Source organism: Halobacterium wangiae, assembly GCF_021249345.1.
Classification (GTDB): Archaea; Halobacteriota; Halobacteria; order Halobacteriales; family Halobacteriaceae; genus Halobacterium; species Halobacterium wangiae.
Genome location: NZ_CP089588.1, coordinates 1,817,736 through 1,840,210 on the forward strand (window position 1 = coordinate 1,817,736; position 22,475 = coordinate 1,840,210).

Genomic DNA, 22,475 nt, shown 5'->3' on the forward strand with positions numbered 1-22,475 from the left:
CATTCTCATTCTCATTCTCGTTCTCGGAGCTCCTCCATTCGCTCGTATACGTCTTTCTCGAGCTCAACGAGCCACTTCTCGAAAGGGGTGTCCTCCTCTCCAGTGCTGAAGAACCGTTCAAAGAATCCCTCATCAGTATCTGTCGACGCCAGGTTAACGGTCCGAACCGAGATATTTTGGCCCTCTGGCTGTTTGCCTGCCTTCAGAAGTTCGAATGCCCTGTCGACGATGGCTGGATCGTAGTCTAGTCTGAGTCGAGCAAGGTTGCTGGTCCACATCCCAAGGCGACCGTCCTCGAGCTGGTCGACACGGTAAGCAAGCTGAATCGTCGTAATGCAGCATAGGGTTGCCAGATCATCGATTCCACTGTTGGCAGCACGCTTTGCAAACTGTCGCCAGCCATCATCGATCGAGCCTTCAACAAACGGGTACTCCTCTTCTGAGACGCGATACCGCAGAACTGTTTCTGTGAAGCTGGCATATTCCCGCCAGAAGTGTCTGAGGGGCTTCGCCTCATCAGGAAGAGTCCACTTTCGCTCTTTGGTAGGGGAAATCCAATTGATTTCCTGGTCTCGCACAGCAGGCCCGTACCGGTCGACGAGAACCTCGAATATCTCGACTATTTCTCGGCTATAATAGTCTCCGACGAGACTGTGCGTGACGTTTGTATCTGGTCTGCGTCGCAAGAGAACCGTCATTTGCATATCCAACGGATGGAAGACGTCTCGAAACGCCGGGTAGTTGGCATCTCTCGCTGCGGCTTTTGTTAGCTCAAGTAGCGACTCTTTGACCGGGTCTCGAAGCCGATTCCCCTCCCACGTCAAGGGCGCCGTATCAAATGCATCTCCGAGCCCCTCAGCAGCATCCTTAGTGACGTTAGTGAAGCCGCGGTCAAGCCCGTCGAGAGCGACCGCCTCCACATTGCCGACTGCGCCTGAAACCAGGTCGTATTGTTCGTGGGTGTATGACTGCTCCAAGATCGGCGGGATATACTCCGTGAGGACCTCGGTCGAAACGACCGTAGCATACTGGGCAGCCTCCTCCTTTGAGCACTCGCTCTCGAGGTACCCGTAGGTCCGAAGGAGTACCGCCTGAAGCCCGTCGATTCCCTGTTCTGCGGTTTGATATTCCCCTAGCTCAATTGCCCGAGTAATAGTTCGGTGCAGGGGGCGGATCGGATGTACCTCGATTTCGTGGAACTCCGCAACGGTCTCTGGGAGGTATTCATGGGGTGCAAGCTCTCGTTCAACTAATACGGAAATGAGGTCATCTGGCGAGCTGCGCTGGATCATCAACAGGATGAATCGGTAGAGTGCAAACGTCGAAACGGCAGCCAGCGCAAAGGCGATCCCAACGGACGCGTTCACTAGGCGGCTATTCTGTATCGGGAGTAGATAGACAGCGAGCAGGTTGAACGCTATTGCGCCAACGAAGAGCGCGAATGTTGTGCGGAACAGAGGCTCCTTGACGAAGAGTGAGGTGAGACGGGCGGAATACCGCGTCACAACAAGTTGCAGGGCGACGACGGTCACGGAGAATACGATCGCCAGAACCGAGGCTTCTGCCGTAGCCAAGGTTGTCAGCAACGCTGTGATATTCTCGTTCTCGACAGCTGGATTTAGAAGAACGGTTAGCGTCGCGAAGACCATAGCCGTGGAAATGGATAGGGCAACATATCGGACGATTAGAGGTTCGAATCGCCCCCGAAGTAGTCGCCGCCAGTTTAGTTCACTCATGCACAGTCCTCATATGGACTTCTTCACCACCACCACATAATTGTATGATATGAAGATAACCGCGGAACTCCCTATTACTGCGTGAAAATTCATAAATCAAATACTGGTGGTAACGTTCCCAACCGCCTTGGTGATCTGGCGGGGCAAATGGCGGCGTTCTCGCCCACTTACTAGAGTCGATTAGACCGGGAGAGCAAAGCAAACGTTCTCTACCTCTGGCGCAAGTGAGATGACCTGAGCCTTCCGCTGCAGTTCTTGGCGACGGTCTTCGATACGCTGCTCAAGTTTGTTGAGCCGTTCTTGTTGACCCCGGATCGCGATGTCCATATTCGACCCAGCCTCTGCTTTCCGCTCATAGTTCTCGATGAACTCCTCGATCCGCTGTCGTTCAGCCTCCGCATACTCCTCAAGGTCATCCAGTTCTTGCTGGGTCTCCTCTCGGCGGCGTTCGTGTAGTTCCTCTCTTAAGGAAGTGACCTGCTGGCTGATGTACCGGTCCGCGGCTTCTCGTAGCTGGTCCTGGCTCTGTATCAGCGATCGCACACGGTCCGCATCGGGCGACCCTTTGATACTGTCACCCTGAACAACACGCTGACCCATCCGCTGCCGGGGGTCTTGATGGCGGGCATCGACATACACAGGGATCATATCTTCCCGGATGACCTCGCCCGTCCCGTCCTCGAACGTCACGCGGTAGTTGTATGCAATCCCCGGTTCGTCGACGAACGGGAGGAGCTTTAGCCCAACATCTCCGTGCTCACTATCCAGGATTTGCTGCATTAGCCGCTGGACCAGATCATCATCGGGTGAGACGTAGTCGATACCATCGTGGTCCATCGCGAAGTCTCGGCTGAACGTGAACGGCCCGTACTCCTCGTCCGTTCCTTGCCGTAGAGAGCGTGGCAGCTGGGCCCTGTAGAGATTGCTCCCGGCTTTCTCGACGTCGCCACCGAGCGCCTCGACGCCGCGTTCGACGAACTCGTGGATGTCGGCCTCCGTCCCGTAGACATCCTCAGACTCGTCCATCACCTCCTGGATCTTCTCCCGGCTCTCCTGGTCAAACGTGCTCGTGTCGATGAGGCTGCGTTCGTACCACTCCTGGAGCGTGCGTTGACGCTCGTCGATGAGCTCCTCGAGTTCCTCCTTGGTTGCACTCGCCGGTTCGTCGTTCTGGATGGACTCCATGATGAGCGAGTCGACGTTGATGTCGTCGAGCATCCCCAACACGTCAGCCGTGTTGCCGAGTTTGCCGCGGATGTTCTCGACCTTGTTCTGGAGCATGTCGAAGATCTCGCCCTCGCGCGTATCCTCGAACGTGAAGTTCCAGACTTTGACCTCCTTGTCCTGGCCGTAGCGGTGGAGCCGGCCGATGCGCTGCTCGAGGCGGTTCGGGTTCCACGGCAGCTCGTAGTTCACCATGATGTGGCAGCTGTGCTGGAGGTCGATGCCCTCGCTGGCTGCGTCGGTCGCAAACAGCAATCGGGACTGGCCGTGGTTGAACTCCTCCTCGATGCGGGCACGTTCCTCCTTGTCGACGTTACCGTGGATGACGAGGATCTCGTCGGCCCAGGGTTCGTCCTTGACGAGGTCGAGGAGGTAGTCCAGTGTGTCGCGATACTCGGTGAACAGCAGGAGTTTCTCGTCGGGTTGCTCCTCTAGCAGCTGCTGGATGTACCGACGCACCTTCTGGGCCTTCGAGTCGACGGAGATGCCCTCAGCGAGCGAGACGAGGTCGCGGAGCGTTTCAATCTCTTCTTCGAGTTGCGCATCGCTCTCGGTGACGGTCAGCGCGGAGAGTTCTTCCTCAGCTCGTTGTTTGTCCTCTTCGTCGAGGTCCTCGCCGTCGAGATACGCGGACGCCTCCTCCGAGAGGCTCGTGGAGGTCGACTGCTCATCGACGAGGTCGCCCAAGCGACGCCTCAGCGTCGCTTGGATGGCGCCGATGCTGCTGACAAGGCGTTTCTGCATCAGTGCCATAGCGAACCCGACCGCTGGCTCATTCAGCTTCTCGGAGCGGTTGTAGACGTTCTGGACGTAGTCAGTAACCGCGCGGTAGAACTGTCGCTCGTCGTGAGTCATCTCCACGGAAACGGTGTTGACCTCACGGTCGGGGAAAATGCGTTCGCCGTCATCGTCGTACAGCGCTTGCTTCCCGCGACGAATCATTACGCGGTCGACGGCCTCCTTCGAGAGACCCTGGTCCTCGGAGACGAGGAACGGGTCGATGTACTCGACGAGCGAACGGAACGCCTCACCCTTGCCGTCGTGTGGCGTCGCGCTGAGGAGCAGCAGGGAGTCAGAGTTACCAGTTACCCGTTCGACCATCTTCGACGTCTCGCTTGGCGACTCACCACGCTTGGCGGCCTTGTGGGCCTCGTCGACTATTACGACGTCCCAGAACGCTTCCTCGAGGGCAGGCTGGAACTCGTCCTGTCGGAGGAAGGCCTGACTCGTGACCATCTGCTGGTGGTCTTGGTCCCAGATGTTGGCCTCGTCGCCGAGTCGGCGGCGTTCGCCTTCAACCCACTGTCGGTCGGCCGGCGTGAGGTCGATGTCGAAGAAGCGGTCCATATCACGAATCCACTTCTTCTGGAGATGGGCAGGGACGACGAACATGACGCGGTCGGCACGATTCCGGGCGGTGAGCTCTTTGAGGATGAGCCCCGCCTCGATGGTCTTCCCAAGGCCGACGTCGTCGGCGATGAGCGCACGTTGGCGCAGCTTCTGCATCACCCAGTTGACTGCGGCGAGCTGATACGGTTCGAGGCGGACCAGCGAATTCGAGATACTCAGCAGCTGCCCCTGCTCGTGGGCGATTTGAAGTTGGAGCGCCTGCGAACGTAGGTCGAACCACTCGGCCGAGACCGACTCGTGGTCGGGATGTAGCTGTTCGGCTGACGCCGAGCGCAGTTCCCCAAGCTGACCGCGTTTGGGTTCGACCTTGACGTCGTCGATACAGACGGTTTTCACGCCGGCGTCTTCGACGTAGGCCCGGAGATAGTCGAGATCGCCGACGGAGTAGGTCTTAATGACCTCGGCGGCACTATCGTTGAGGAGGATCGTGTCGCCAGGGGCGAGGTCAATAGACATTAATGCTTTAGTCTTGATAGGGATAGTTACAAATGCTTCGCGGTCAGCGGATCGAATCCTTGGATTCTGCACTGAATAGGGTCCTCCCTTATCATTTATATGTCATCGTTTAAAGTAAACGAACAGGAGCTGTCGTCGGCTGGAATCGAGATTACGAATATAGTGGCAAAGCTGGATCTTGATATAGAATTTGACTTGTCCTATTTATCGACACAAATACCTAATTCAACGTATGAACCTGAACAATACCCTAGTCTAATATTCCGGCCAGAAAAACTCCCAACTGTATTAGTCACCCGTTCAGGAATACTCCTGTTTACTGGTGGAAATTCAATTGATGGCCTGAAAGATTCATATCAGTGTATTTCGGATGAGTTGGAGGAGATTGGCGTGAGTGATGTTGGGGAAACAGAAAACATCGAGATTGTGAATATTGTCTCATCCTTCGAACTAAGTTCAGAGGTCGACTTGAACTATCTCTCAGTCAGTCTTGGACTGGAAAATATAGAGTATGAGCCTGAACAATTCCCAGGATTAGTTTATAGAATCGAGAAAGGACCAGTCGTACTTATTTTCGCCTCTGGTAAGATAGTGATTACTGGTGCAGAAACCACAGCAGAAATTTTGAACGCAGCCGATACAATACGCGAGCTAATCCCGAACTGACCTCTACTCTCGGGTTACTGTCACAAAGTTCAATATGAACTCCTGAGGTAGGACACCACCATGGTAGAAGCGTGCGTCCGGTAGTCCTTGGTTGCGGAAGCGTTGAATCGGATCCGCGAGGACACTGATTTTCGTGTCGTCGTCGAGATAGCCGAGATGAGTGTTCTCGTCGAGGAGGACGCCAGGTGCATCCTCGTCGATGTCTGTTCCGGCTACCCAACGGCGCGTCACTTGCTTCGCCTCGTCCGGTGGATAGATGCCATCAAGGTCGATGTTCTGGGGAAGGGAGACAAAGCCGTGGTCGGCGAGTATGTATGCGCGGTCCCACTCCCCTTGGTCGAGCTTCTCACAGATGATGTCCGAGATTTTCTCGATGCGGTCGCTGAATAGCGCCTCGAAGTCGGTCAGTTCTTCTTCACCAGCTTTGTCGAGGTCGTTCCAGTAGTACGCGACGCGGGTGTTGCTCCACCCCGACTCGTCGTCCTCGCTCTGCATGATGTAACTCCAGCCATCGTCCTTCAGCATCTTCTCGCGCTGGTAGTTAGTGATCACGCGGCCGTTGCGTTCCGGAACGAGTTCCCCGTCGTCGAGTTCGATGTTGAAGCTGAACTTACTGCCGGGCGTGAGCGCTGCTTTTCCGAACTCGGTGTCCGAGGGAAGTGTTCCGACCCAAGCAGTCTCGTCAACTTCGAGGCTGGGAAGTTCACGACGGACGGACTCCGCAAGTTCATGGGCAAGGTCGAAGCGCAGCGCGTCGATGATGAACAACGCGACGCTCTGGCCACTCTGGAGGTGTTCTTGCTCTTGGTCGAAGAACTGGTGGGCGTAGTTTTCGCCGACAAACGGTGAGCCTGCCTCGATCTGGTCGACGACCAGGTTGCCGAGATCGCAGAGGTAGTCGAGGTAGCGTGACTCAGTCAGCGACGTGCGCAGGTCGTCGAGACTCGCCGTCGCGGGATGCTCCTCGGGGAGCACGCGCTCGGGCTCGCCCGAGATGATGAGGTTGAAGACGGCGTTGTCGATCTGCCAGGTCCCATTGTCGACGTCACCGTAGAGGTCGACGACATCGGTCGTATCGCCACGCTCCTCCCACGTTTCGAGTTCGTGTGCGAGTTTGGCAACCTCGACGGCCTGGTTCCAGACGCTCGTCCACGGGACATCGCCGTAGGTCGTTTCGAGACGCTGGTAGCGTGTGGCCGCTCGGGTTGTACACGTCTCGTACTCGCCGTCGTGAAATGCTTGTAGCCACTCGTTCCAGAGCTCGTGTTCGAGCGAGGCGTCGACAGGACAGTCGGCCAATTCCCACGGTTCGTCGTAGGACCGAAGGATGTCGTGCCAGAACTGGGCGTCCGGATCGAGGTACACGTGCGCCAGCTCTTCGGCACGTTCTGGGTCGACTTTGCTCAGTAGCGACTGGAGTTCAGGTCGGGAGATCCCGAGTCCCGAACTGGACTCGGGTCGGTATTCGGCGTCGAGCAGCGACGTATCGAGCCCCGCCTCGACGAGCCACTCGGCGACCGCCCAACGCCGTGTACGCGTCACGAGCACGTCCTCGTCGGTGACGCCGTCGACAGCTGCGACGCCGTTGTCGACCAACAGATCGCGAATCTGTAGCAGATCGCCGGTCTCGTCGGGAAGATTCTCGGCGCCGTGTTCGAGAACGAACTGAACCGGGTCCTCGTGGCCATCGAGGACGATCTTCGTCTGGAGGCCCTGGAGCGTCGGGAGGCCACCCTCGCCGTTGAGCTCCTGGAAGAGCGTCTTGGCGACCTGTTCGCGGTCACTTTCGCCGACGTCCTCGTAGGCCGTGCGGATCGAAGCCGCCTGGATACGGTCGTTCTCGAAGCAGCGTGCGGCGAGCTTACCGATATGCGCTTCAACGACGCCACCGGTGTTCTCGACATCCTTGAACCAGTCCACGTCGTCGCTGTGGGCCTGTGGTACGTACCAGACGGTTCGGTCGCGGGGTGCGTCGGCACGCAACTCGAGTGGTGTCTGCTCGGCCGCGTGGAATTCACAGCCCAGAGAGTGACTCACACTTTCGATAATATCGTAAAGGTAACCACCGTCGTCCCACCAGAGTACGACCGGATCGTCATCGGCCGCCTCATCGGTGGCAGTCTCGATGGCGTCTTCAGCGCATCGTGGAAGGGTTTTCGTGGCGGGCATGGTTATTGTGAACCTTTCCGTTTCACGGCTTCAAGTAGTTCCTCACGTGTGTCAGAACCAATCCGCGCGACACCAACACGCTGATAGGTGAGGACAGTACAGCCCTTCGCCTCCAACTCTTCAAAGTCAAGTCCATCGAGCGAACTTCGAGCGGCGCCGAGACACCAGATTGATTCCGGCTTGGCTGCCTCAACGAGTTCATCCCATACCTCTTCAACTGTCTTTTGAAAAACGCCAGCTGACAGGAGAATCACCATTACATCTGCATCGGGCGTGGCATCAAGAAGTTCGGCTCTCGCTTGCTCGGCCATACCGTCACTCCCAACAAGCCCTTGCTCACCTGTATACACAACAGACATTCTTTCTTCGCCTCTGGCCACACCATATTCTTCCGACAGAACGTGTAGGCGGGCATCTGTCATCTCTACAAGCTCGTCGTACAGGCCTGCGACCATGCCGAAGAGCCCTTCATAGTACTCCTTGACCGGCTGGTCGCGATCCTCGCCTGTCGTATTTGATCCTTCTGCGAAGATGTGTGCCTGCATTAGATCACCTTGTTATCAACTGTTTCTGGGACAATCTCAGCTTCGACGAGTGGGGTGATGTTGATTACTACACCGTGTTTTCGATTCGGTTGATAACCGACGGTCGTGATTTCCGAAAGCGCACGGTCGGACCAGTTCGAGGATGTGCGTTTATCGAGCTCTTGGCAGCGGTCATCGATCTCCTTAGCCAGCGCCTTGAATTCGGCTAGAGGCGGGAGGTCTTCAATCTCTTCGACCCCCTCGTCCTCAGCTATCTCTCCTAGGTATTTCTCGTCGACAATTGAGGAGTCATCGATCCCTGTCGCGAGCGAGGCAAGGAGGCGTTCATCTTCGGCCAGATTTTTGAACGGGCGGCCGTCATCATTGAGTAGGTCGGCACCTTCGCGTTCAAAGTAGTAGGTCATGAACAGAATTCCCGTACTAGAGTAGTGGTCTGATCCTTTGAGCCGCCGTGTAAAGTACCCAAACAAATCAGCTAGGTGAGCATCGACGGGTTCGTCCACTGGCTTGGCGTACTCCTCGCAGGCGTGTTCGAGTTCTTCGAGCGTTTCGATCCACTCATTGTGCCACTCCTCGATGGTGTTCCAGAAGTTGTCCGAGAAGGTGTCTTGGAACCACTCCTCGCTGTTGCGGTCGCGCAGCTTTGCCAGCGTCTCGACGCGCTGACGGGTCTCCTTACGGAAAGCTGTAACCTTCGGAGCTAATACCTCGACGCGCTCGCGTCCCTCATCGCTGAAGTCTCTCGTATCGGTGCTTCCAAGGTCCTGAAGTATGTCCTCGAAAATACTGATTTGGTCGAGCCCGTTCGCGCAACGCTCGTACTCTTCGGCGGCCTCAGCCTGCTCGCTAGCGGAGAGTGAATCCTCATTCCGGCGACGGTTTGCAGCACTACGGTTCTCTCGCAATTCGGCTTTTCGGGGTTCGAGATATTGGTTTGCGAGCCGGTCAAACAGACCTGCGTCCAGGCTTTGGTAATCGACAAAGCATGCGAAGCCCTCACCTTTCGAATCAGCGATCAGGCGATCCGTGGTGAACCGCCAGATGATTGGCGTGTTCTCCATCGTGTCAACATGATAGTCAAATAGATCCTCCTCTATGAACGACCGGAGATTGGGATATGCCTCCTCCGATGCAGATTTGGAGCCTAGGATGTCGTTGATTTCGATCAGCCGTTCTTTGGCGTACTCTCCGTAAGTATCCTCAAAGCGCTCAATGATGCGGTCGAGCATCGTGGCCTGGTTGGCGCCCCCGTGTAGGGGTATAATCCCATCTGATTCCTCGCGGACAGCCATCATCGCAAAATGGTGAACAAGGTCTAAACAGTGGTCACGTATCTCGTTTTTCGGGAACAAGTCGCCCGACGATTTAGAGCCCCGCACCTGGATCTCTGTCTCAATTGCGTTCTTAGTTTCTTCAGAGACATCGAACAGATCGTAAACGAGCTCGTCGGATGCCTCGGCGGACGAACTAATTTCGGTCTCCCGGGATCTGGTTCGCTCGTTGGTTATATCGACAGCCTGTGAGATTGAAGTTTCGGGTGAGATATTCCCTTCACCGATGTTCGCCTTTCCAGTCGGCGCCTGAGATATGTGTGGATGCTGACCATACACGAACGAATCAGTTTGTTCGTCTGGGAGGATGCGTGGTCCTACGTAGTAGGGGCTGGTGGGATCTCCCTGCCTTTGAGATACAAATATTTCATACTGGGATTTCGCTTGCTCTTCCAATTGCTTGGTCTCGATTTTCGATGGGTCGTACGGAATCCGACCGACATCTCCCGGATTCCACTCCCGATCTGGAGTCAAGGAGAGAAACAGTCCATGATAGAGTTCGGAATTGAGCACAATTTGCATTGCCCAAGCCGAATGTGTATGGGGAAATACCATCGGGCCTTTCTGATCGAAAATGCCGCCTTCGGGATAGTAGCCGAATCGGCGCCCGGTTTCTTTGATATAAGTCCAAGTCAGCCCCTCACGAAAGTAGTAGTCGGTGTTCTGTGGTCGGGATGAGGAGAGCCGCTTAATTTCGGCCCCGTCGTTGTCCCACCAGACCGTCTTGACGGTCTTTGGAAGCGTCCAGGCGTCGGTACCCCCTTTCGCGAAGGGATAGAACGGCTCATCGAACGAGACTTCCCAATGGTCCCGAACGAATCGTGGGTTGTTCCCTGTTTGAAGGCCTGTTTTCACGTCAGCGACCGAATCACCGTCGATCTGTGCGACATCCGCATCGACGAATGGCGAACCTTCGAACAGCGCCCTCGCTTCGTCCATCGTCCAGTAACTCATCGGCGACTTCGGGAGACGACTGAATTCCGAGAGTTCGACGCGATAGAGCCGCCGGACATCTCCCGATGTGCCGCCTAACACCTCAGTCGTGAACACGCTCTCCTTCAAATCCGCACTCGGATCTTCGAGGCGAATAAAGGTCCCATGCTCCTGCGTGTGTTCTCCGGATCGGAGCACTGTCCCAACTGTTCGAACGGTAGCGTTATCGAGTATCCCCAGCCCGAACTCTGCGAGAAAGTCGAACGAACCAATCTTCCCTAGGAAGTCCTTCCTGAAGTCTTCAAAACTCCGCTTGAACATAAAGGAACGTGGGATAAGCATCCCGATTCTTCCGTTTGAAGTGCAGAGGTTGTTACAGACCTCCACAAAATTGACGTAGAATTCTGGATAGTACGTGTATGTTTTCTCAACGTATTCCTGCACGGGATTCGGCATTCGACCTTTGGCACCGTATGGTGGATTCATCAACGCCACATCGTAATCCTGCGCCAGAATATCCAGCAGCCGAACGAAGCTTCGCAGGTCCTGTGCGAGAAACGAATCCGTTTCTCGGTGTTCCTCCACGGCCTCGCGCAGACTGTGGAGGACTTGTCCGAGCGTGTGGCTTTCTCGGGGGTCATCACCTAAGGTGATCTGCACACCCCCAACTTCGCTATCATCCTCGAACAGGTCGCCGAGTGTCCCGCGTACGTCGAGTAGGCTCCCGAGGCCATGGACTTCCTCGAAGGCGTCCAGAATTTGCCGCAATGCATTCTCGACCTCTTCGTCGTCGCCAGCGACCTCTTCGAACACAGCCTCAACGCCATCGACCTCAGCGATTGTCGCGTCAGCACAGACGATGCCGACTTCTGGCATATCGAAACCATCGGCGCCCTCGGCCTCGGCTCGAGTTCGGCCTTTCAGGTAGAGATTAAACGTAGCGAGCTGACAGGCCCGCATATCCAGATCGACACCGTAGAGGTTGTACTGGAGGATCTTCTGTGGGATCTCTTCATAAGGCAGGTCTGTCTCGGCGCGCCAGATACGCTCCAACACGTCGAAGGCATATAGAAGGAAGTGGCCGCTTCCACAAGCGGGGTCGATGACCCGAAGCTCTTCAGGGTGATCGAAGTCGGTGGGTTCACCCTCGTCTTCCGAAGGGACCAGATAGGTACAGAAGTCAGCAATATTGGGAGTCTCGTCGGGTGAAAGGGGTCGGTTTTTCCTTTCATCGGGGGAGAACTCCTCCTGCGCTTCGACAACATCCTCTAACTCCCCGGTATGTTCGAGATAGAGTTTTCCGAGCGAGTTGTCAGTGAGCATCCTGACGACCCAGTGGGGGGTGTAGAACTGGTTTGCCGGGGGGACGTCCTCGGGTTCGAGCCCTTCGCGGTCTCCTTTGCGACGCAGATCGTCGAGTAGTTTGACGTTGTAGTATTCATAGACCCACCCAAGGACATCATCGGCGCGCCAGACTTCGTCGTCGACGCTGTCGAGCATCCGGCAGAGTTCCTCTAAGGTGTCGTCGTCGGGATCGATGAGGCTGTACGCCGAGGAGCGATCGAATAGGATCTCGATTTCTTCGGCGAGATCGTCACAGGCGTTGTGATACGCCTCTAGAATGGCTTCGTCCTCCAGCAGGAACTCTTCACGGACGAGGGTCTCGGCGGCGGGCGTCAGGCCGTTATCCTTGAAGACGGTGACCTCCTCGTCGATGAACCCTCGCACTTCCATGCAGCGCAGCGCGGCCAGACGATTGACGATCGTATAGCCCACGCCAGTCACATACTGATCGACGGCTTCCGACCAAGTTTCGCCGTCGACAGCTTCGAGTTCGATCGCCTCTACGAGCTGTTGGGTATCCTCGTCCAGCGAGTCGATGTCCTCAGGCTCGTCGTCGAGCCCTCTTTGCGTAAGCTGGAATTCGACGTTGTCCTCGACGCGATCCCGCATCTCGGTGACGATGTCTTCGAGGTGTTCACGTTCTTTTTTGTCCAATTGAGCCTTCCGCTGGGAGAGAGAATCGGTTTCCATAGGAGGTAATGTGTATGCTATGTCCGAATCACACGACCACCTTTAATGTTGCTGGGATGGTTGCTCAGTCCGCTCCATTCGGACATCACTCACTTTCGATCTTGTAGAAGGCGTAAAGAGCCTCGTCTAGCAATTTCGTTGGGGCATCTTTTTCTCCTGAACTACAGGGCACGGCCTGATGTCTTCCAACATCTGTTTGCAGTATCTGGGGAAAATAACGTAGTCTTCGGCATTCTTTCCGTAGTCTATACTATTACTACTCAATGAGTACCCAGACTCTTTCAAGTAGAAGTAGACGCCACGATCCGGACGTTTAGTCCCCTTTGGGTTATCCTGCTTTCGCCGCTGCCGGGTGCGAATATCTTCGTCCCACATGACGAAGAGGTCGGGGTTCAGCAGACTGAGAACCTTCGATGCACCCGTTTGTCCGAAATGGTCCTTCAGGTCTCCCCAGACCTCCTGAATGACCTGTCGAGTGTCACCGGTCTCGGATATATCCACGTCGTCTAAGGATCGGTCCTGAACGCTTTCGATAGTTTCGTGATACCTTTCGAGAATACGTTTTACCTCTTCGCCGTCCATCGATTTGGTTTCTCGAGCTGCGAAATTCCAAGTGTACATCAGGAGCATCAAACCTCCAAAGACGAGATCGTCAGAATGGTACCAATCAGGGCGTTCAGATTCTCTTTCTACCGTCTCCAGCGCTTCGTGATAGTAGTAATTACGCTGCTCTTCGTCCTCGAACAACTCAATTAGTTCTCGGAACCGATCACAGTCTTCGATTCCACCAGGATACGTTGACGACACAGATGAACCACTGACAGCAGTTAGTTAGGTGGGATAGATTAAACCCCGGCCACTATCGGAGGCAGGGAGGGCACCCAGTGCTCAGTTCAGTCCTCGAGTAGTACGATACTCCCTTCCTCCAACCCGTCAAGTCGCTCTTTCACAGCTTGGATACGCTCCAGCACCTTCTTCGACTCTGAAAGTAGCTCGTTCACACGTTCTTCACTCGGCCGACTTTCGGCATCAACAGCTGACGTAACTTCATCGGTCACGTCGGCGTTCGGAAGCTCCTGGCGCAACTCTTCAGCGACCATCTGAAGTTCGCCCCACGCATCGTCGTCCGCACTTGGCGGCCTCGGGTCCTTTGCACGCTCGATGAGCTGGCGCACACGTCGCTTCGAGGATGGACGTGAAGCGGCGAGCGTAGTCTCGACGGACTCTGTCGTCGGTGAACCTGGGTGCTCCTCACGCAGGTCTTCGCCTACTGCCCGTAGCTGCGACCAAAGAGCCGAACCGTCAGTGTCGTCGAGGAGGTCACGAACCTGCTCGTACGTTTCGGCCTGCTGGACCACGGTGGAGTCAACGATATCAGTCTCCGATAGTTCTCCACCGCTCCAGGCAGTCTCGAACACGTCCTCCAGGTCGCCGAGTACGACATCGTCGAACTCATCAGTAGCACTATCGACAATTCCTCGAACGTCGTCCTCGTTCGACCGTAGCCACGCGCTCAGATCGGCACAGATGGCTTCCGGGCCAGAGTCAGCGGCGGTCTCCCCTGTGATCCGCCGGTACTGAGCCGACGTTTCGTCGACGCGATGTCCTTTCGCGTCCTCGAGCCGTGACTTGACCGTCGAAACGCTGGGGACAGTATCGCCTTCCGCTGTCGCTCGCATACTGGCAGTGATCGACGCGTTCGGATAGAGCGAGGTCATCGTGTCGAGCTCGTCGCTGAAGCGTTCCCAGAGTGTCGTTTCGTCTTCTCTGGCGCCGAAGAGTTCACGAGCGTTCGTGAAGGTTTTCGCCTCCTCAAGTACTGTTTCGAGGTCATCCTCACTTCCGAGGTCGGACGTGGAAAGCTCGCCCCCGCCGAGGGCTGGGTCGACCGTTGCCTCGAAGGCGCTGAGCGGCACATCGAATTCACGGCTGGCGCCTTTCAGCGTCCGCTTGACAGTCGCACTGTTCTCGTTGACCCATTGGCCGAGCTCGCCCAGCCATTCGTCTGGTCCGTCACCAGACGGCTGTTCGCCGAGGACCGTCGTAACGAGCTCTCGTACTGTCTTCGGGTCGATAATCTCGACGCCGAAGCGGACCTGGAGTGAGGTCAGTCCCCCTTTAGTCCGCACTTGTCGGCCGATAGCGACGGGATCAGACACGTACTCCGTATTCTGCTTGAGCGCGACCGACTCGTTGGAGGTCGCAAGTGTGATGAGCAGCGCCGCAATCGACTCCTGTGGCGTCCCGCGGTAGTCCCCGTTGGCAGTCTGTGTTTGTTGCAGCAGTGTCTCGACGTCGACGGATTTCTGTGCCTCGTACGTATCGATAAACTCGCGACACCAGCCCGTCTCGGCGACTTCCGAGGTGGCGGTGTCGACGCCAAGCATTGCGGCGTCCGCGTCCGAAAGGGGCCAGTCACCGCTCCCGCGGAAGAACTTCGCTATCGCCTTTGCGTCGTCGACCTCGACGAGCGGCCGTGAGAGCGTCTTTCGAGACGAGCCGAAGACAGCGTTGACCTGGTCTTCGACGACGCTGTCAAGCACGCTCGAGCGCGCACCACGGTGTTCGTGTACCGTGTACACCGACGCATCTTCGAGTATCTCCGTCACCGATGATTCGAGGCGGCGTTTGTCGGCACGGTGTTCGCGTTCGAGTTCCTCGTGAGATTCTGTCTCTTCGTCCAACACCTGTCCCATCCCGATGACGTTCCGAATCCGCTCCAGCATCGTCTCCGGAACGTCGACAGTGATCAGGATGTGCTCGCCACCATCCCGGCCGTTGTTCACGTCCTGCCACATCTCGATCTGCTCCGAGACAGTATTGTGATCATCGGCCAGCACACGAACGCGAAGCGCGTCATACTCGGGCGACGGCGCTCGGTCGACCGGTTCGAGGATGGAGTACTCGTACCGCAGTGGGACGAGGCGCACGTCGCCGACATCGACCTCGTGGCGGCTGCCGTCACTCCTGAAGAACGCGTCGTTCTCCCGCAGCCGCGTTTCCACCCACGCCGACAGCTGATGCGGCGAGATCTTCGCGGCCTTGTCCTGGGCGCGACTGAGGATGCTCTCCTGTTCCTCGGAGACGAGCGTGTAGACCTCGTCGCCTTGGTCGTTCGTCTCGGTGAGTGCCTTCTGCTTGTCGACGAGCGTCTCCAGTCCCGATTCGGTTCGCTCGACGACGTCGTCGACGGACGCCGTGACGTCGTCGACCATCAACCGCCCGAGGTTCTCTGGCGTCGACGGGACAGCGGGCGTCTGGTTCAGAAGGTAGAGTCCTTTCGCGAGGCGGACTTCCCACGCATCCTCGTCACCGTCGAACGTCGGGACGAGCGTGTTGTCGATCATCTCCTGGACCCACAGCGGGAGGTACGTGGTCTCCTCGACCAACAGGTCGAACAGAACGTCCCACGTGACGAGCGAGCCCTCCTCCTTCGACGCCCACCCGAACTTCGTGAACAGGGACCGAACGAGGACGAGCAGTGCTCGACCCTGAATGTAGTCGCGATCGGTCGACCGACCCTGCGTGATGAGCTCCTGCATCACTGCCCGCAGGAGCGACAGGTCGTACTCGCGGAACGGATAGGACTCGACTGGGTCCGGATCCGCGCTCGTCACCGACGAGTACGTGTCGAGTGAGAGACCGGGCATCGACGCCACTAGCGACTCGACACGTTCGCGTCCCTCGGGGTCCGACTTCTGGAGCCACCGCTTCCGGACGATGATCTCGGTGTCCGCTCCTTCAAGCCGTACCTGTTGATGCGTCCAGTGATCTTCGGGCGGCTCACCGATGAGACTCTCCCGTGTATCCGGGAGGGAGTACTGCCCGGTGGTGACCACGACCGGGTTCGGCCCACGCTGCAGTGCCTCCATCGTCTCCTCGAACTCACGATAGCGATGGCGACTGTCGCCGACGAAGAGCGCCACCTCGTCTAAGCCGAGCAGCAATTCGGTCCGTTTGCTGCCGTCGTTGAGAGCCTCCGTTGCAGTCTCGACCCGTGAGACGAGGTCCTCGGGATCGAATTCTTCTGGATCGACATCCGCTTCTGCGGTCTCGATGGAGGCTTTCACGCCCGAACGACTGTTGAGTTCCGTACCGGATGTCTCTTCCATCGCCGGTAACACCTCGTAGAGCCAGCTGCGGAGGGACGCCCGTTCAGCGAGTACGTCATCGAATGTCTTCCCGTCATGCTCGAACGCTTGGAGGGCTTCCCAGACCCCATCGTACTCCATGTCTAGCGTCCAAGCCCACTCGAGCAGCCAATTCGGGTCGGTCGGATATCCGAGATCCCGACCAATCGCCTCGAAGATGAGGAACGGCAGCGGCGGCTCTTTCGACGCATCGCGGTCAAGCAGGTTGAGGAAAACTGGCTTGAGGCGGTTGACGTGAGAGTCCGTGATTGACTGTTGGAGTTCATCGAACCCCGGCCACTGCTCGGCCAGCCGGTCACCCAGGTAGGCGAACTCGGATTCGTCGTCGGCGAGGAGACCGACCAGCTTCAGGAGGTGGGTCTTCCCCGACCCGAACGTCGCGTGGATGTAGAGGAACCGCGCGGCTTCATCGGGATAGGTCTGGATAGCTTCGCCGAGCGTTTCGAGGACCTGCTCGGCACTGTCGGTTTCGTAGAACTCTCTCACGTCGGTCTCGGCTCGTTCGCGAGCGTTGACTTTCTGTACTTCTTCGAGCTGTCGCGTCGGATCGCTGTGGAAGAGTTCGTCGATAGTCATTGGAGATGCACCCCCTGGATCTGCCCGTCAATCTGGTGGGCGGGGTAGTAATGTCGCGATTCCCCCCCGAAGAAGCTCAGCTTCCCGCCGACGACGTCCCCCGGGAACGGGATTCCGATCGTGGACTTCATGTTCCGACGGTCAAGCTCGTCCAGTAGTTCCGATGCACGTGTGAACGGATACAGACTGCCGAGATTGAGCAGGAGGACCACATGGCTCTGTGTCTCCAGCTGGGCTTCGCTGAGCTCGTGTTCGATCATTTGCTGAACGAGTTCTTCGGCGAGCCGGTCCTGCATCGTCTCCTCGATACGCTCACCTGGCGACGTATCGCCCTCGAGTTCAGCCAGGGGTTCGCCCAGGTCAACGAGGAGTTTGTACACATCGGTCCGTGGAAGGAGTTCGTCAAGCCAGATCGGCTGTACGGTTACGTTGTCTGGGATCGCTGGGGCTTCCTTTCGTCCATCGGTCCAGGTTGCAAGCCTATCTGCGACCCGATGCTCGACTGCTGGGTCGACAGCAGCGATGACAAACGGGTTACGAATCCCGTGTTGCCCCTGCGCGAACATCCGTAATTTTTCCTTGAATTCACGATACGGCGACGAACTCGTCTGGCTCATCGAATAATCACCCCTTCGTCAGTCTCCTCGATCTCAAGATCGTGCTGTTCCACGAGACGCTCCAACCGGCGATTCAGTTTCTGCCGATCGTCAGGAACGATGCCGATTTGATCGACGTCGTCCGGTGTTCGATCGCCAACGATTGACGACAGTTCATCGAGCTGGCTATCCAGTTCACTCGGGCTGTACTCGATGGCATCGGCTAGTGGCTCTAACTGCGCTAGGTCGTCCGTTACCTCGACGATCTCATCTGTATCCACATCACTCGATAGCGTTGTGATCGCGTTCTCGATCGTTTCGTACCACTGCTGGAGCTGACGCATCGGCGTGATGTATCTGCGCTCGAAGGCGGCGTGGAGAACGCCTGTCGGGAGGTCAGTTGCGGAGCGTACCCATAGATGCTCCTCAATCTGAGTGACCAGTTCAGGTAGGCCACGCTCTTCAACGAACGCGTTCCACGATCTCTCAAGTTCGGGTGTGAGGTTGGGAACTAATTCTCCGGAGAGTGTACTCCACCCGTCGGTCGTCCACCACTCGCCGTCAAACGCTGAGGCCGCAGATGAGCGGGACTCGATGGAAGCTTGAGCGTCCTTGTCAACCCAGTCGAACTGGCGGTTTCGAACCGTTAGTACCGCGTCGAGCTGTTGTAGTGTCGAAAGACGCCGGTTCCAGACGTCGGTTACCTCTTCGACCCACTCTTGGGCCTCGTTGGTCTCGTCGATGACATCCTCGATGCCGTCATCTTGTGACTTGACGGTTGAGATGCGATTTTTGGTAGTATTGATTCGTTCCGCCAGCTCATCAGTAAACGCATTGAGTAAGCCAGCGACTTCGTCGGTTCGCACGTCGGTGTCGACGACTAGCGTAACGTCTTCGCGAAGTCCGGTCAGCTTCGAGCGAATCTGCTGGTTCGCTTCTTGGAGATGGATGAGACCATCCGCGACCGTTTCAGTCGTCTCCTTGAATCCACCCTCTCCCAGCAGCTTGCTCAAGTTTGTGCGTGGAAGGAGTTTCAACCTCGTCGTCGAGAAGCTGTCGAGGTCGAGGACAGCTTCATCCTCCAGCGTGTTCCCGTCTTCGTCGATTGGCAGTAGTCTTCCCTCCCGACAGAATCCCCAGATGATCGCACAGAGAGCAGGCCGGGCGTCGTCGTAGAATGGCTTCTCCTCGACGATCCCGTCGAGAACGGTGTTCATATTGAGTCCCTCGTCGCGGCCTTTTAGCTGCCGGCCGGTGAGGGACATTACGTTTCGTTGAATCGTCTGTTTACCCTGCCCACTATTCTGGTTCGACGAGGGGACTTGGATTGTTCGTGCCCACGGCGGGAGCGGTGCATCGCTGTCGAGTTCGCGTAGTTCTCGCAGTCGACTTTCGTCGACCTGGAGCATCATCGGGTGGAAGTCGTCGGGATAGGCGACATCGACAGTGGCTTGGATCGCCTTCGAGAGACCGCCGATGTCCGTCCGATCTTTCACGGTATAGGCGCCACTCATCATTGCGCTCGTCAGCTTACTTCGGACGGCGTTGGCACGCTGTTCGAGGTCACGCTCGACGGCTGGTGGGGCGTCACGCGTCGCAATTGCGTCGCGAAGCGCCCACCACTCAATCATTCGTTTGCGAAGATCTTGGAGGCCATCTGTGTCGATCTCCCAGTAGAGCGTGTCCTCGTCGGTTTGCTCTGGTTCTATGTCTGGGCGGACGCCCTGCACATCGACGTCGATGTTCAGCCCACCTTCGGCTTCAATACTGCTCTCGAATGTTGTCCCGTCGAGTCCGAAGTGATACGAAACAGGGTACTCGTCACTAGATTCTCCGTACGGGACTGACTCTGGTAGTGACAGGTCCTGGGTGATGCGATTCCAGAGATGTTCATCCAAGGTGTCAACGACATCGTCCCAGTCGGGGTTGGCTTCATTCTCTTCGGTCTCGTCGTAGATGAGGCGTTCTTCCTGTGTCGCAAACCGGTAGCGAGGCCCACTTTCGTCCTGCGTCGGTCGAATGAACTTCTGTAGTCGATCCAGTGATTCCTCGACGCGATTGGTCGTGCTAATCCACGATTGGCCGTTCAGGTCGTCCATGACGGCGACCGCGATGTTCCCTTCGTTCAGGGGAACGATTTCGTGGACGTGCTGGAGCAGGAGTACGGCCTTCGCAACGTCGAGGTCGAACTCTTGAAGCTCACTTTCGTCGTCGGCTACCTCGTCAGCGATGCCGGTCGTCTCTTCGGCGCCCTCGACGACCCGCATATCCTGCGGTAAGATCTCACGGAGTTCAGGCTCAATCAACTCGAAGAAGTCGACCAGCGAGACGATATGGTCTTCCTTGCCCTCGTCGACCCAGTCGTCGAGCAACCCGTGCATTAATGCGAGGATGGCACGGGCAGTCCCCGAGAAGATCGATTTGGCCGGGTCGTTCGCCTCCCGACGGAGGTTGAACAGGATTTCGAGGAACAGCGGCGCGTGATACGGCAAGAAGGGGTAGAACTCCACGAGTTCCTCATCATCAATCGCATCGAGTGGCGGCTTCGTGTTCTGTTTGATTTCGTTGTACACAAGCGACTCAGCCGGTTTCACGTCGGCGTCGTCAAGGACTCGCCGAACCGCGTCATCGCCCGTCTCCGACTTCTGGAAGAGCCGGCGTTTGGCGATGTCCCCGACGTGCTTGCTCGGGAGCTGATACCGGTGCGGGAACCGGTCTTTGACGATACTGAAATCGGCCCCGTGGGCCGCGAATTTGGGTTGGACGTCTTCGATTTTTGCCTGCGCCGTCGCGACGAGCTGAATATCGCCGTCTCCGATGTCGTCGACGTTTTCCGCGAGTGTCTGCAGTTCGGTGAGCCGCTCGAAGTCGGTCCCGATGAAGAGGCTCACCTCGTCGAGCAGGAGGACGAGCTTGACTGGTTGCTCAAGCTCCGCTTCACGTTCCTGGCGCAGTGATTCCAGTCGACTGACAACCTCTTCCGGGTCAATATCCGAGGGTTGGAGGTCGGTGTAGCCATCGCGTGTCCCCGTGACGCCCTCGAACAGCTTCGGAAGCACAACATCAGACAGCGCACTATACTCTTGGACGTCGGTCCAGAGGCCGTCAGTTCCCCACTCGTATCGCGGTTGGTCCGGTGTCACCCCCTCGACGACTGATGCAGCTCGATCCTCTCGTTCTGGCCAGGCGTCGGTCGTTTGATACCAGTCTTCGAAGTATGCGACGTCAAGCTGGGAGGACAATCCAGTCGAGACCCCGTTATTGACGCCCGTGAGAATCGGATTCTGGTGGGCGTGCCGGAGAACGATTTCACTAAAGCTGCGTTGCTTCTGACCCTGATACTTCAGCAGGTTCACTGAGACAGGGATAACGTGATATTCGGAATGAACGGATTCCCACTGGGTCCGGAGCGTATCGAGGTCCCCGCTCGCTGACGCATCCGGGACGAGGTTTCTCCAAACCTCGTCGGAGCGGTCTTGGAGCCACTGAGTATCCATCAGCCCATCCAGAACTGTTAGGAGGTGGCTCTTTCCGCTCCCGTAGTAACCGTAGAGCCAGTAGTTCGACCCAGTACGCATATCCTCTGCTTCGCCGAGCAGTCGTTTGACGAAGTCTTCGAGGAACCGCTGGGAGTCAGCTGTAACGTGATATGACTCGATCGCTTGTTTCCGGTGGCGTTTCTCGTCTGCAGATTGGTCCTCGCGGTCGATGCGTACCGATTCCTCGAAGTCCTCCGGTAGGTCCTCAAACCACGTTGTGTCAACCATTATTCGGCTCCCTCACTCGTAATCGATGAGTACGGCTCGTCGGTCGGCCGCAGTTGAAGACTTCCATGGAGTTCGACAAACTCCCACGCCTCCGTCTCTGCTGCTCGATTGTAGAGTTCCTCCCAACGCGTACCCGGCTGGAATAGGTACTGGAGCCCAGTTGGTGATTCGAACCACTCTTCGTCGCCTTCCTCATACGAGTAGCCCATTGCGGCGAGGAGTGGCGTATCTCCTAGTGATGGTGGATCACCGACGACCGTTTGCTGATTCTCCAGGACGCCGATTTCGCGCATAACCGAACGCAGCCCTTCGCACCATCTCTCTGTCGTTGAGTCCGCATAGTCGAACGGTGTCTCGTCAGTGTATTCGAACTGATTCAGGACAGATGTGAGTGTCTCGTTAGAGAAGTCAAGGGGTTCGGGAACGTCCTCAGCAAGGCGCCGGGCATATTCATGGACGGCATATCGAACGAGTGCGTCATCGGTGACCAGATAGAGGTAGAGCACTTGGGCTTTGTCTCGCGATGACGAACAGGCATCTAAAACGGCGGGAAGATCACTTGGATTAGGGAGAGTTGCAGGTGCGTTTTTGAATCGAGATGAGAGAACGCGGTATATCTTCTGGGAACTCCCTTTCGTACTGCGGTTCGCACGTCGTTCCTCAAACCAGATATCCTTGACCTGGTTCCAGTTCCCGTGTTCACGGTACAACCGAGCGACCTCTTCTGCTCGATCAGGTAAGAGGCCGCACATGGTCAAATCCATGTTGACCTCGTCGGGAGAGAATGTACGGGAAAGAGACGGCGGTCCGTTATCGCCGTCCGGTAGAGTATTCATACGATGGTGGAGTCAACCAACCCACTTTACTATTTGTCATTGCTG

At 56.8% G+C, this 22,475-nt stretch carries 11 protein-coding genes; 1 reads left to right on the forward strand and 10 read right to left on the reverse strand.

Annotated elements, in window-relative coordinates; genetic code table 11:
- Positions 1-11: 11 nt before the first annotated feature.
- Entirely contained in the window at positions 12-1,736 is a 1,725-nt protein-coding gene (locus LT965_RS09755) for a DUF2254 family protein (protein WP_269782580.1), read from the reverse strand.
- A 180-nt stretch (positions 1,737-1,916) separates the two neighbouring features.
- A complete protein-coding gene (locus tag LT965_RS09760) occupies positions 1,917-4,826 on the reverse strand; it encodes a helicase-related protein (protein ID WP_232700611.1) in 2,910 nt (969 codons plus the stop codon).
- Positions 4,827-4,925: 99 nt separating this feature from the next.
- On the opposite strand from LT965_RS09760, the gene LT965_RS09765 reads away from it, so the two are divergent.
- Positions 4,926-5,492, forward strand: coding sequence for a TATA-box-binding protein (locus LT965_RS09765; RefSeq protein WP_269782581.1), 567 nt, complete (start codon positions 4,926-4,928; stop codon positions 5,490-5,492).
- 3 nt (positions 5,493-5,495) lie between these two features.
- On the opposite strand, the gene pglZ is transcribed toward LT965_RS09765, so the two are convergent.
- The 8 genes from pglZ to LT965_RS09805 form a co-directional block, all read right to left on the reverse strand.
- On the reverse strand, positions 5,496-7,661 hold the full coding sequence (gene pglZ / locus LT965_RS09770; protein WP_232700613.1) for a BREX-5 system phosphatase PglZ: 2,166 nt from the start codon (positions 7,659-7,661) through the stop codon (positions 5,496-5,498).
- 2 nt (positions 7,662-7,663) lie between these two features.
- Positions 7,664-8,206 (reverse strand): hypothetical protein, encoded by a 543-nt coding sequence (locus LT965_RS09775; protein WP_232700614.1) that lies wholly within the window; start codon positions 8,204-8,206, stop codon positions 7,664-7,666.
- On the reverse strand, positions 8,206-12,504 hold the full coding sequence (gene pglX / locus LT965_RS09780; protein ID WP_232700615.1) for a BREX-5 system adenine-specific DNA-methyltransferase PglX: 4,299 nt from the start codon (positions 12,502-12,504) through the stop codon (positions 8,206-8,208). The genes LT965_RS09775 and pglX overlap by 1 nt, the downstream gene beginning before the upstream one ends.
- Before the next feature lie 126 nt (positions 12,505-12,630).
- Positions 12,631-13,251 (reverse strand): hypothetical protein, encoded by a 621-nt coding sequence (locus LT965_RS09785; RefSeq protein WP_232700616.1) that lies wholly within the window; start codon positions 13,249-13,251, stop codon positions 12,631-12,633.
- 146 nt (positions 13,252-13,397) lie between these two features.
- Positions 13,398-17,231 carry a hypothetical protein gene (locus LT965_RS09790; protein WP_232700617.1) on the reverse strand — a complete coding sequence of 1,278 codons (3,834 nt, stop codon included), beginning with the start codon at positions 17,229-17,231 and terminating at the stop codon, positions 13,398-13,400.
- On the reverse strand, positions 17,228-17,848 hold the full coding sequence (locus tag LT965_RS09795; protein ID WP_232700618.1) for a BREX protein BrxB domain-containing protein: 621 nt from the start codon (positions 17,846-17,848) through the stop codon (positions 17,228-17,230). Before LT965_RS09795 ends, LT965_RS09790 begins: the two co-directional genes overlap by 4 nt.
- Positions 17,845-21,594, reverse strand: a complete 3,750-nt coding sequence (locus LT965_RS09800) for a hypothetical protein (protein ID WP_232700619.1) — start codon at positions 21,592-21,594, stop codon at positions 17,845-17,847. Before LT965_RS09800 ends, LT965_RS09795 begins: the two co-directional genes overlap by 4 nt.
- Positions 21,594-22,430, reverse strand: a complete 837-nt coding sequence (locus LT965_RS09805) for a BrxA family protein (protein WP_349292024.1) — start codon at positions 22,428-22,430, stop codon at positions 21,594-21,596. Before LT965_RS09805 ends, LT965_RS09800 begins: the two co-directional genes overlap by 1 nt.
- Positions 22,431-22,475 lie beyond the last annotated feature (45 nt).

What these genes read in the sequence shown, in the direction of transcription:
- LT965_RS09755 (WP_269782580.1), bottom strand. Translation starts at nt 1,736, where the DNA reads ATGAGTGAACTAAACTGGCGGCGACTACTTCGGGGGCGATTCGAACCT.
- LT965_RS09760 (WP_232700611.1), bottom strand. Translation starts at nt 4,826, where the DNA reads ATGTCTATTGACCTCGCCCCTGGCGACACGATCCTCCTCAACGATAGT.
- LT965_RS09765 (WP_269782581.1), top strand. Translation starts at nt 4,926, where the DNA reads ATGTCATCGTTTAAAGTAAACGAACAGGAGCTGTCGTCGGCTGGAATC.
- pglZ (WP_232700613.1), bottom strand. Translation starts at nt 7,661, where the DNA reads ATGCCCGCCACGAAAACCCTTCCACGATGCGCTGAAGACGCCATCGAG.
- LT965_RS09775 (WP_232700614.1), bottom strand. Translation starts at nt 8,206, where the DNA reads ATGCAGGCACACATCTTCGCAGAAGGATCAAATACGACAGGCGAGGAT.
- pglX (WP_232700615.1), bottom strand. Translation starts at nt 12,504, where the DNA reads ATGGAAACCGATTCTCTCTCCCAGCGGAAGGCTCAATTGGACAAAAAA.
- LT965_RS09790 (WP_232700617.1), bottom strand. Translation starts at nt 17,231, where the DNA reads ATGACTATCGACGAACTCTTCCACAGCGATCCGACGCGACAGCTCGAA.
- LT965_RS09795 (WP_232700618.1), bottom strand. Translation starts at nt 17,848, where the DNA reads ATGAGCCAGACGAGTTCGTCGCCGTATCGTGAATTCAAGGAAAAATTA.
- LT965_RS09800 (WP_232700619.1), bottom strand. Translation starts at nt 21,594, where the DNA reads ATGGTTGACACAACGTGGTTTGAGGACCTACCGGAGGACTTCGAGGAA.
- LT965_RS09805 (WP_349292024.1), bottom strand. Translation starts at nt 22,430, where the DNA reads ATGAATACTCTACCGGACGGCGATAACGGACCGCCGTCTCTTTCCCGT.